The organism is Leifsonia sp. (assembly GCF_051955155.1).
Taxonomy (GTDB): Bacteria; Actinomycetota; Actinomycetes; order Actinomycetales; family Microbacteriaceae; genus Leifsonia.
Map to the genome: position 1 here is coordinate 43,820 of NZ_JBQCGZ010000170.1, position 11,035 is coordinate 54,854.

The 11,035-nt window shown below is 70.0% G+C and carries 11 protein-coding genes; 2 read left to right on the plus strand and 9 right to left on the minus strand.

Translation table 11 applies throughout. The features are described from left to right. Positions 1 to 136 precede the first annotated feature (136 nt). From ACTHMF_RS18395 to ACTHMF_RS18415, 5 genes are read right to left on the minus strand one after another with little or no spacing between them, the layout of a single operon-like run. A complete protein-coding gene (locus ACTHMF_RS18395) occupies positions 137 to 913 on the minus strand; it encodes an ABC transporter ATP-binding protein (protein ID WP_440319604.1) in 777 nt (258 codons plus the stop codon). After that, complete coding sequence (locus ACTHMF_RS18400) at positions 910 to 1,704, minus strand: ABC transporter ATP-binding protein (RefSeq protein ID WP_440319606.1); 795 nt, start codon at positions 1,702 to 1,704, stop codon at positions 910 to 912. The genes ACTHMF_RS18395 and ACTHMF_RS18400 overlap by 4 nt, the downstream gene beginning before the upstream one ends. Next, positions 1,701 to 2,591, minus strand: coding sequence for an ABC transporter permease (locus ACTHMF_RS18405; protein WP_440319608.1), 891 nt, complete (start codon positions 2,589 to 2,591; stop codon positions 1,701 to 1,703). Before ACTHMF_RS18405 ends, ACTHMF_RS18400 begins: the two co-directional genes overlap by 4 nt. Then, positions 2,588 to 3,664 carry an ABC transporter permease gene (locus ACTHMF_RS18410; protein WP_440319610.1) on the minus strand — a complete coding sequence of 359 codons (1,077 nt, stop codon included), beginning with the start codon at positions 3,662 to 3,664 and terminating at the stop codon, positions 2,588 to 2,590. Before ACTHMF_RS18410 ends, ACTHMF_RS18405 begins: the two co-directional genes overlap by 4 nt. Beyond that, positions 3,648 to 5,213, minus strand: a complete 1,566-nt coding sequence (locus tag ACTHMF_RS18415; protein WP_314147335.1) for an ABC transporter substrate-binding protein — start codon at positions 5,211 to 5,213, stop codon at positions 3,648 to 3,650. Before ACTHMF_RS18415 ends, ACTHMF_RS18410 begins: the two co-directional genes overlap by 17 nt. Before the next feature lie 176 nt (positions 5,214 to 5,389). Here ACTHMF_RS18415 and ACTHMF_RS18420 point away from each other — a divergent pair, with 176 nt between their 5' ends. Then, entirely contained in the window at positions 5,390 to 5,953 is a 564-nt protein-coding gene (locus tag ACTHMF_RS18420) for an Lrp/AsnC family transcriptional regulator (RefSeq protein ID WP_440319612.1), read from the plus strand. A gap of 60 nt (positions 5,954 to 6,013) precedes the next feature. Here ACTHMF_RS18420 and ACTHMF_RS18425 read toward each other — a convergent pair whose 3' ends face one another. Continuing rightward, positions 6,014 to 6,391, minus strand: a complete 378-nt coding sequence (locus tag ACTHMF_RS18425) for a hypothetical protein (RefSeq protein ID WP_314147333.1) — start codon at positions 6,389 to 6,391, stop codon at positions 6,014 to 6,016. Positions 6,392 to 6,507: 116 nt separating this feature from the next. Further along, positions 6,508 to 8,001 carry a sensor histidine kinase gene (locus ACTHMF_RS18430; protein WP_314147332.1) on the minus strand — a complete coding sequence of 498 codons (1,494 nt, stop codon included), beginning with the start codon at positions 7,999 to 8,001 and terminating at the stop codon, positions 6,508 to 6,510. A gap of 120 nt (positions 8,002 to 8,121) precedes the next feature. Here ACTHMF_RS18430 and ACTHMF_RS18435 point away from each other — a divergent pair, with 120 nt between their 5' ends. Continuing rightward, the gene (locus ACTHMF_RS18435) at positions 8,122 to 8,553 is read left to right on the plus strand and encodes an Rv3235 family protein (RefSeq protein ID WP_440319614.1); all 432 of its coding nucleotides are present in this window, start codon (positions 8,122 to 8,124) and stop codon (positions 8,551 to 8,553) included. Here ACTHMF_RS18435 and ACTHMF_RS18440 read toward each other — a convergent pair. Next, the gene (locus ACTHMF_RS18440; protein ID WP_440319616.1) at positions 8,540 to 9,004 is read right to left on the minus strand and encodes a DUF2871 family protein; all 465 of its coding nucleotides are present in this window, start codon (positions 9,002 to 9,004) and stop codon (positions 8,540 to 8,542) included. The two genes, ACTHMF_RS18435 and ACTHMF_RS18440, sit on opposite strands and share 14 nt — an antisense overlap. Before the next feature lie 117 nt (positions 9,005 to 9,121). After that, positions 9,122 to 11,035: preprotein translocase subunit SecA (locus ACTHMF_RS18445; RefSeq protein WP_440319618.1), on the minus strand; the 1,914-nt coding region annotated here is incomplete at its 5' end.

Genomic DNA, 11,035 nt, shown 5'->3' on the forward strand with positions numbered 1-11,035 from the left:
CTGAAGGATGCCAGACCATAACACCGTCGCACCAGACTGTTGAGTCTATCTAGACCGCCCCTCATGCCTGCCGGACGTGTCAACAGTCAGTCAGGGCTCGCGAGGCGTGCTGGCATTCGAAGCTGGAGCCGCGCGATCAGCCGGGCAGGATGCCCAGGCCGTCCACCCGCGGGATGGCGGCGAGCAGACGCTGCGTGTACTCCTCCTGCGGCTCGTCCCAGACCCGCGCGACCGGTCCGGACTCCACGATCCGCCCGGCGCGCATCACCGCGACGTCGTCCGCGATCTCGCGCACGATCGAGAGGTCGTGACTGATGAACAGCAGTCCGGCGCCCGTCTCCAGCACCAGCCGGCGCATCATCCCCGCGACGCTCGCCTGCAGCGAGGCGTCCAGCGACGCGATCGGCTCGTCGCCGATCAGCAGCTCCGGACCGGTCGCGATGGCGCGGGCGATCGCGATGCGCTGGCGCTGACCGCCGGAGAACGCGTGCGGGTGCTTGGCAGCGGCCGACGCATCCAGCTCGACCGCCTCCAGCAGCGAGGCGACCGTCCACGCCGAACGGTCCGGGTTGATCCGCAGGCCGTCCTCGAGCTGGCTCGCGATCGTGCGGCGCGGGTTCAGCGACGCGTACGGGTTCTGGAACACCATCTGGATGCGCAGCTGCTCGCGGTCGCGCCTGCGTAGCCCGAGCCGGCGCACCGGGGAGCCGGCGAACCGCACGCTGCCGGAGTGCACCGGCTCCAGCCCGCACACCGTCCGGGCGATGGTCGACTTGCCGCACCCGGACTCCCCAACGAGGCCCAGCACCTGGCCGTTGTCGAGGCGCAGGCCGACACCGTCCACAGCGGTCATCCGGCCGCGGCCGGGCAGCTTGTAGGTGACGACCAGGTCGTCGATCTCCAGCAGGCTCATCCGTCCTCCCTGTCCGCGGTCGGCAGCGCGTCGATCAGCGCTCTGGTGTAGGGATCGGCGGGAGCGGTGATCACCTGGTGGCGGTCGCCGTGCTCGACGAGCGCGCCGTGGCGCATCACGGCGATGGTGTCCGCGAGCGCGGACATCACGCCGAGGTCGTGCGTGACCAGTAGGACGGCGAGGTCCAGCTCGTCGCACAGCGACCTGAGCAGCCGCAGGATGCCGGCCTGCACGGTCACGTCGAGCGCGGTGGTCGGCTCGTCCGCGATCAGCACGTCGGGCCCGCACACGATCGCGATGGCGATCGCGATGCGCTGCAGCTGGCCGCCCGAGAACTGGTGCGGGTACTTGCGCAGCGCGCCCTCCGGGTCCGGCACCCTGACGACCTCGAGCGTCTCCCGCGCACGGGCCACCGCGTCCTTCTTGGACAGGCCCCTGTGCCGGCGCAGGTGGTCGGTCAGCTGGCGCTCGATGGTCAGCATCGGGTGCAGGCTCGCGGTCGGGTCCTGGAAGACCATCGCGATCCGGGAGCCGCGCAGCGCGTTCAGCTCGCGGCCGCGCAGGTCGAGCACGTTCCGCCCGCCGTACTCGATGCGCCCGGCGGCACGGCCGCCAGCGGGCAGCAGGCCGAGGGTGGCGAGGCCGGTCATCGTCTTGCCGGAGCCGGACTCGCCCGCGAGGCCGGTGATCCTGCCGGCCGGGACGTCGAGGTCGATGCCGGTGATGATCTGCCGCGAGCGCTGATCGGTGCCCATCGTCACGGTCAGGTCGCGGATCGTGAGGCCGCTCACAGTGCCCTCCCCTGGATGCCCTCGGCCGTGCGCGGGTCGAGCGAGTCGCGCAGCGCGTCGCCGAGGAAGTTGAAGGCCAGCACGACGCTCAGGATCGCGAGGCCGGGGAAGACGGCGATCCACCACGACGAGAAGTTCAGCACGCCGGAGGAGACCATCGCGCCCCAGTCCGGCGTCGGCGGCACCGCGCCGAGGCCCAGGAACGACAGGCCGGAGAGCAGCAGGATGGCCGTGCCGACATCCAGCGTCGCCAGTACGAAGACCGGCGCGATGATGTTCGGCAGGATGTCCTTGGCGAGCGACGTGACGGCGTTGTTGCCGAGCAGGCGGCCGGCGATCACGTACTCGCTGTTGCGAGCGCCCAGGACGAGCGACCGGGTGACGCGCGCGTAGGCGGGCCAGGAGACGATGAGCATCGCGATCACCGCGTTCGTCAGGCTCGGACCGAGCGAGGCCGCGATCACCATCGCCAGGATGATCGTCGGGAAGGCGAAGACCAGGTCCGCGATGCGCATGATCACCTCGTCCACCGCCTTGCCGAGGTAGCCGGCGAGCGCGCCGAGCACCGAGCCGATCACGAGCGAGGCCGCGACCAGCAGCAGCGCAATTAGGATGGACACCCGCGAGCCGGCGATGACGCGGGAGAGCACGTCCCTGCCCACCTCGTCGGTGCCGAACCAGTTCACGGCGTTCGGTGCGAGGAGCTTGGTGAAGTCCTGGGCGAGCGGGTCGTAGGGCGCGATCCACGGCGCGAACACGGCGACCACCAGCCAGACGGCGATGATGACCGTTCCGACGACCGCGAGCGGTGCGCGGAGGGTGCGCGGCAGCGCCAGCCTGCGGCGGAACGGGGCGCGCAGCCCCTCGGTCAGAACGTCCTGGGTCATGCCGTCCTCACCCGCGGGTCGATGACCCCGTACGCCACGTCGACGACGAGGTTCAGGCCGATGTAGACACAGCCGACCACCAGGCCGACGCCCATGATCGCCGGCAGGTCGAGCTTGGTGGCGGCGGAGTAGGCGTACTCCCCCAGCCCGTGCCACGCGTAGATCTTCTCCACCAGCACGGTCCCGGACAGCAGAGAGCCGAAGGCCAGCCCGACGACCGTGATGATCGGCACCAGCGCACCGCGCAGCACATAGCCGAACACGACCGTGCGCCCGGGCAGGCCCTTCGCGCGCGCCGCCCGCACGTAGTCGAGGTCGAGCACCTCGAGCACAGCCGACCGCGCGAACCTGGTCAGCAGGCCGATCGTGTAGAGCGCGAGCACCGAGGCCGGCAGCACCAGGTGGGACACCGCGTCGCCGAAGGTCACGAGGTCTCCGGCCAGCAGGGAGTCGACCGTGTACAGGCCGGTGACATGGGGCGGCGGGACCGTCGTCGGCGACAGCCGCCCGGAGCCGGGGAACAGGTGCAGCTGGTAGAAGAACACGAAGTAGACGATCAGCGCCAGCCAGAACGCGGGCATCGAGACCCCGATCAGGCTGACCACGCGGATCAGCTGGTCCCAGAACGTGCGGCGCTTGAGCGCGGCCACGATGCCGAGGCCGATCCCGAGGATGATCGAGATCACGATGGCGCTCACCGCCAGCTCGATGGTGGCCGGGAATGCGCGGGCGAGGTCGTCGGTGACCGGGTTGCGCGTCTGCGTCGAGGTCCCGAGGTTTCCCTGCAGCAAGTGCCCGAGGTAGGTGAGGTACTGGACGGGGAGCGGCTTGTCGAGGCCCTGTTCCTGCCGGAACTTCGCCACGATGGCCGGGTCGCCCGCCGCCTGCTCGCCGAGCGCAGCCTGCACCGGGTCGGCCGGCACCAGGTTGGTCAGCGTGAAGGTGACCAGCGTGACGCCGAAGAGCAGGAGGACGGTGATGCCGAGCCGGAGACCGAGGTAGCGCGCCAGCGGGTGCAGACCCGCCGGCGCGCTGCGCTCGGTTCGCTCGGCCGTGCTACTTGGTGCTCGCAAAGTCGATCGTCCACAGCGGGTTGAGCGACACGGAGGAGACCGTCTTCGCCGTCACCACGTTCTGCGCGGGCTGCAGCAGCGGGATGAACGGGCCGGACGCGTTCTGCGCCTTCTGCAGCTCCTGGTACGCGGCCTCGCGGGCGTCACCCGTGGCGGCCTTCGCCTTCGCGGCCAGGTCGCTCACGGTCGCGTCCGCGCCCGCGGCCCAGCCGGCGCGGAGGCCGACGAGCTCACCCGGGGTGAACGCGAGGTAGTTCGAGGGGTCCGGGAAGTCCGGTCCCCAGTACCAGAGGCCGATGGCCTCCTTGCCGTTGCGGTAGGCGTCCAGCTCGGTCGCGACAGGGGCCGGGGCGAGCTGCACGGTGATGCCCACCGTCTTCAGCTGCGCCTGGATGGACTCGGCGACCGCCTGCAGCGAGAGGCCCTGCACGGTGATGTCGTTCGGGAAGTTGAGCTTCACGGTCTGGCCGCTGTAGCCGGACTTGGCCAGGGCCGCCTTCGCTGCATCCAGGTCGAACTGGTTTCCGTCGTCCGCCTTCAGCGCGCCGACGAAGATCGACGGGATGACGCCGCCCGGGCGCTCCGAGCCCTTGCCCGCCAGGTCGAGCACCTTGTCGTAGTCGATGCCCTTCTTGACCGCGGTCATGAAGTCGGGGTTGCTCGTGAACGGGTCGACGGCGCTGTTCTGGTTGAGAAGCATGAAGATCGTGTAGCGCGACGGGGCGGAGATCACCTTCACCTTGGAGGTGTCGAGCGCGGCCACCTGGTCGGGGTTCAGGTCGAGCGCGATCTGCGAGTCGCCCGCCTCCACGTTCAGCTTCTGCGTCGGTCCCTGCACGTTGCGGAGCACCACCCGGCCGTAGGCGGGAGCGCTTCCGGTGTACTTCGGGTTCTTGGTGAGCACCACCTGCGAGGAGGCGTCGAACGACTCCAGGATGTACGGGCCGGAGCCGGCGGAGGTCTTGTTGAGGAACGACTCCGCCTTGTCGGACGCGGAGTCGGAGCCGCCGTTCTCCTCGACGACCTTCTTGTTCACCACCCCGAGCGCGGGGTTCGGCAGGATGTACGGCAGCGCCGGGTTCGGCGTGGCGGAGGTCAGGGTGAGGGTGGTGTCCGAGGTCTTCGCGACGGTGACGCCGTCGAGCAGGAACGACGGGTTGCCCTTGATGCCCTGGACGCGCTTGAGCGAGAACAGCGCATCGTCCGCGGTGATCTTCGAGCCGTCGGAGAAGACGCCGCCCTCCTTCATGGTCAGCGTGAGGACCTTGTTGTCGGACGACATCGTGTAGCTGGCGAGGCCGTCGACGGGCTTCGAGACGTCGGAGCCGTCGAAGGTGAGCAGGGTCTGGTAGAGCGCGTGGGCGACGATGCCGCCGGTCGTCTCGTACTCGCGGTTCGGGTCGGCCGTCTTCAGGTCGAACGAGGCGTCGACCACGATCGACTTCCCGGCCGATGACGAGCTGGAGGAGGTGCCGGAGCAGGCGCTGAGGACGAGCGCGCTGGCCACGGCGAGGCCGATGACGGCCGCGCGACGCAGGGAGTGGGACACGGGTGACCCCTTTGGTCTCGGTTGGAAGGTTAGGTGAGAAAGTACTGGTTAGCGGAAAGGAGTGTCAACTCACTCCGGATTCCACGGAACAAAATGCATGCGCTCGGGGCGAAATCGGCATAATATCTCCAACCAACGGACGATTCTGCCGCCGCTATGGACGAATGTGAGGGCGCATGGAACTCGACGAGACGCATCTCCAGATGCTGGAGCTCCTCCGCGAGGACGGCCGCATCTCCATCGCGGCGCTGGCCGAGGAGCTCGGCATCTCGCGCTCGAACGCGTACGCGCGCTACGAGGCGCTCGTGAAGGGCGGCGTCATCCGCGGCATCCACGCGGACATCGACCCGCAGGCGGTCGGGCTGAGCGTCGCCGCGCTGGTCTTCGTGACGCTGCGCCAGAGCCAGTGGGCCGACTTCCGCGCCCGCATCGAGACGCTCCCCGAGCTCGAGTACTTCACCGTGATGACCGGCGAGCACGACGCGATGCTGCTGGTGCGCGCGAGCGGCGTCTCCGCCATCCACAACCTCGTCGCGACCCGGCTGGCGCAGTGGCCGTCGATCAAGGCGACCGTCACCGTGTTCCTGATGGACGAGTACCGCGCGCAGGTCTCGCTGCACCTGCCGCAGCCCGCCTCGGACACCCTGCAGGGCTCGGGGGAACGGATGGGGATGACGCGCTTCGTGCGCACGAGCGACCAGCGCGCCGAGCGGCTCCACGCCGAGCGGAAGCGCCGCTGACCGGCACTTTCCCTCCGCGCGCTCGGAGCGATTCCGGCGGGCGGCTCCGACCGGGCGGCCTCAGCCGACCTCGCGGCAGACCGACACGTGCTGCTCCCCGTCCGGCGTCGCGTAGCGCTCGGTCAGCACCAGGCGGCCGGCGTCGTCGCGCGTGATCCGCGACACGGCGGAGCCCTGCGCGGTGCTGCCGTCGACACCGCGGTGCACGAACGAGATGTGCAGCTCGTCGTCCTCGCGGCGTCCCACGAAGCGGCCGACGGTCACGGTGTCGCCGGTGTAATCGCCCCACAGCACGCCGTCCGCCTCGCGGTACAGGAACCGGGTCGGAGCGTCGGCGTCGACGGCGCTCGAGGTGGACGAGATCATGTCGAACGCCTTCCCGTCGAGTGCGAGGGACGGACGGCGGTCGTTCTGGTGCGAAGCGTCGGCAGTGGTCACGGCGGACCATTCTTCCGGCACCGCACCGGTGCCTGTCAATACGGCGACGATTCGTCCGCCGCCGCGGTGCGTCCTCCCCGGCGGGCTGGACATTCCGCTCCGCCGCGCCGCGCGCGTCAGCCCTTCGTCAGATAGCGCAGCGGCACCTCGATGGTGACCTCGGTGCCCTGTCCCATCATCGTGTGCCAGTCGATGGCGCCGCCGAGTTCGCCCTGGATCAGGGTCCGCACGATCTGCGTGCCCAGGCCGCTGCCGACCTTGCCCTCCGGCAGGCCGGAGCCGTTGTCGACCACCTTCACGGTGAGCGAGTCGGACGAGCGGTGCGCGATGATCTCGACCTGCCCCTCGCGACCGGCCAGGCCGTGCTCGACCGCGTTCGTCACGAGCTCCGTGAGTGCCAGCGCGAGGGGGGTGGCGTACTCGCTCGGCAGCGAGCCGAACGTCCCCGACTTCTTCGGGTGCACGGTCGTGGTGTGGCTGGCCGCCACCTCCGCGACGAGCAGCAGGACGCGGTCGAACACGTCGTCGAAGTCGACGATCTGGGCGAGGCCGGTCGACAGCGTGTCGTGGACGACGGCGATCGCCGCGACCCGGCGCATCGCCTGGCTGAGCGCCTCGCGCGCCTCCTCGGAGTGCGTGCGGCGGGCCTGGATGCGCAGCAGCGATGCGACCGTCTGGAGGTTGTTCTTCACCCGGTGGTGGATCTCCCGGATGGTCGCGTCCTTGGTGATCAGCTCGCGCTCCTGGTGGCGCTGCTCCGACACGTCGCGGCAGAGCACGATCGCTCCCACCCGCTCGCCGCGGTTGCGGATCGGGATGGCGCGCAGCGAGACGGTCACGCCGCGGGCCTCGATGTCGGTGCGCCACGGCGCGCGGCCGGTCACGACCAGCGGGAGCGACTCGTCCACGGTGATGGTGCCGGCGAGCAGGCCGGTGGTGACAGTCGCGAGCGACTCCCCCTCCAGCTCGCCGGTGAAGCCCATCCGGTTAAAGGCGCTCAGGGCGTTCGGGCTCGCGAAGGTGGTGATGCCGTCCACATCCAGGCGGATGAGGCCGTCGGCGGCGCGCGGCGCTCCCCTGCGCGGCGCGGCGGGCGCGCCGAGGTCGGGGAAGTCCCCGGTGGCGATCATGTTGAACAGGTCGTTCGCGCAGTCGTTGAACGTCAGCTCCTGGCGGCTCGGAGTGCGCGCCTCGCTGAGGTTGGTGTGCCGGGTGATCACGGCGACCGGCTCGTCCGCCGTCTCCGGCGAGTGCACGCTCAGCCGGCGGATGACCGGGACCGCCCGCACCCGGGTCGGGGTCTCCTCGTACCAGTCCGGTGCCGAGGTGTCGATGATCGCCTTGGTGCGGTAGGCATCGGTGACCTGCTGGCGCCACTCCGGCTTGATCCGCTGGCCGACGAAGTCGCGGTAGAACAGGGTCGCCGCGCTCGATGGCCGCGCGTGCGCGACCGCGACGAAGTCGTCATCCGTCGTCGGCACCCAGAGCACGATGTCCGCGAAGGCCAGGTCGGCCAGGAGCTGCCAGTCGCCGACCAGACCGTGGAGCCATTCGACATCGTCTTCGGAGGAGCGTCCCTGGGCATGAACGAGATCACTGAGCGTCGACACCCCCCTAGTGTAGGCGGACGCCGATCCCCACCCCGCGTTCGCGCTCTGGTCCCGGTTTCCGCCCACTGGTTGAGTGGGCCTCGCCGCGCCGGGGGCGCGCGGTGAGCGGAGGACGGGCCAGTGATCGGCACAGCGGCGCGGCGGCGAGACGACGACGACGACCGGGCCGCTCGTCCCGAGCTGACGCTGGTGCCGACGACGCCGGCCGCCCTGGACGGGGATCCCGGGCTGCTGTGCGCGAGCCTCGCGCTGTGCGTCGTGGAGATCATCGCCGGTGCGCGATCGCTCGACCACGTCGCGCGCTGGATCACGGACGGCGTCGCCGTGCACCTGACGCGCCGCGCGGTCATCGCGGCCAGGGCCAGGAGCGCGACCGGCGAGCGGGCGATGCGGCCGCGCGTGCGCATCGGGCTGCCGCACCTCTGCCGGATCGACGACGCCACGGTGGAGGCGGTGGTCGTCGTCCACGAGCCGGCGCGGTCCCGCGCGATCGCGATGCGCCTGGAGCGGCACCGCGCGCGCTGGCGGGCCTCCGCGATCACGGTGCTGTGACGGCGCCCGCCTCCTCGACGGCCGGGGCCGCCGCTGCACGGCCGGCGCCGAAGATCCGCCGGCCCAGCGACACCATCAGCAGGGCGAGGGCGATCGTGAGCAGGATGTGGCCCATCCCGGCGATCCCCGCGATCGCGGCCGAACTCGCCTCGCCGAGCACGGTCAGCGACCCGTGAACGACCATCATCGCGGCGGTGAGCAGCAGGCCGGCGTTGTAGGTCCAGAAGAACCACTGGAACAGCGGGCCCCGTGCGATGCCGAACAGGCGGTCGAGCACCAGGACGATCAGGAACACCAGGAAGCCGAGCACAAGCAGGTGCGTGTGCACGACGCCGAGCTGCGTCGCTCCGCCCTCGGGGAAGTCGTTGGCCTTAGTGAACTCGCGGTAGAACAGGCCGGAGGCGATTCCGGCGGCCAGGTAGACGGTGGCGGCGATGAACGAGAGCTTCATGCTTCCAGCCTCGCCGGCGGCGCCTCGTCCGGCATCGTCCGAAAGTTCGAACCGGGCGTGGAACGCGACGCGGCGGCCCCATCCGGGACCGCCGCGTCGTTCACCTCGGGTCGCTGATCAGCGCTTCTTGGCCTGGGCCCTGCGCTCGGCGCGGTTGGCCGGGGCCTCCTCGGCCGGGACGCGCTGGCCGAAGGCACCGCGCTGCGTGGCGCCCTGCGCCGGCGCCTCGGCGGCCGGTGCGGCCTGCTGCTGCTGGCGCTGGGCGCGGGCGGTGGCCGCCTGCTCGATCTGGCCGCGCTGGTTGCGGACCTCGACCTCGCCCTGCTCGCCGGGAGCGGAGTAGCTCAGGCGCGGCTCGTTCTCCGACCGGGTCAGGCCCTTGGCCGCGACCTCGGGCGACTCGACCTCGCCCGGCGCCTGGTTGACCTCGACCTCCAGGTTGAACAGGAAGCCGATGGTCTCCTCGCGGATCGCTCCCATCATCTGCTGGAACATCGCGTAGCCTTCGCGCTGGTACTCGACCAGCGGATCGCGCTGGGCCATCGCGCGCAGGCCGATGCCGTCCTTGAGGTAGTCCATCTCGTAGAGGTGGTCACGCCAGCGGCGGTCGATCACCGACAGGACGACGCGGCGCTCGAGCTCGCGCATCGCCGGAGAGCCGAGGGACTCCTCGCGCTTCTGGTAGGCGATCTTGGCGTCGGACAGGATCTCGCGGCGCATGAAGTCGCGGTTGATGCGGCCCTTGTTGCCCGCCTCCTGGATGACCTCGTCGATCGAGACGCCGACCGGGTAGAGGGTCTTCAGCTCGGCCCAGAGCGCGTCGAAGTCCCAGTCGTCCCCGCTGCCCTCGCCGGTGTGCTGGTCGAGGATGTCGTCGACGACGTCGGTGAGGAACTTCTGCACGCGCTCGTGCAGGTCGTCGCCCTCCAGGATGTGCCTGCGGTCGCTGTAGATCGCCTCGCGCTGACGGTTGAGGACGTCGTCGTACTTCAGGACGTTCTTGCGGATCTCGGCGTTGCGCGCCTCCACCTGCGACTGGGCGCTGCGGATGGCGCGGCTGACCACCTTCGACTCGATCGCCATGTCGTCCGGGACGCTCGTGCGTCCCATCAGGCTCTCGGCGGCGCCCGCGTTGAACAGGCGCATCAGGTCGTCGGTGAGCGAGAGGTAGAACCGGCTCTCGCCCGGGTCGCCCTGACGGCCGGAACGACCGCGCAGCTGGTTGTCGATGCGGCGGGACTCGTGGCGCTCGGTGCCGAGCACGTAGAGACCACCCGCCTCGATGACCTTTGCGGCCTCCTCGTCTACCTTCGCCTTGACCTCGGCGAAGACGCCGTCCCAGGCCGCCTCGTACTCCTCCGGCGTCTCGACCGGGGAGAGGCCGCGGGCGTTCATCTCGGCGACGGCGAGGAACTCGGCGTTGCCGCCGAGCATGATGTCGGTGCCGCGACCGGCCATGTTGGTGGCGACGGTGACCGAGCCGAGCCGGCCGGCCTGGGCGACGATCGCCGCCTCACGCGCGTGGTTCTTGGCGTTCAGTACCTCGTGGCGCACGCCCTTCTTCGCCAGCAGGCGGGAGAGGTACTCGCTCTTCTCCACGCTCGTGGTGCCGACGAGGACGGGCTGGCCCTTCTCGTGGCGCACCACGATGTCCTCGACCACCTGGTCGAATTTGGCCTTCTCGTTCTTGTAGACGAGGTCGGGCTGGTCCTTGCGCTGCATCGGCTTGTTCGTCGGGATGGGGACGACGCCGAGCTTGTAGGTGCTCATGAACTCGGCCGCCTCGGTCTCGGCCGTACCGGTCATGCCGGACAGCTTCTTGTAGAGGCGGAAGTAGTTCTGCAGCGTGACGGTCGCGAGGGTCTGGTTCTCGGCCTTGACCTCCACGCCCTCCTTGGCCTCGATGGCCTGGTGGATGCCCTCGTTGTAGCGGCGGCCGACCAGGATGCGGCCGGTGTGCTCGTCGACGATCAGCACCTCGCCGTTCATCACGACGTAGTCCTTGTCGCGCTTGAACAGGGCGTTGGCCTT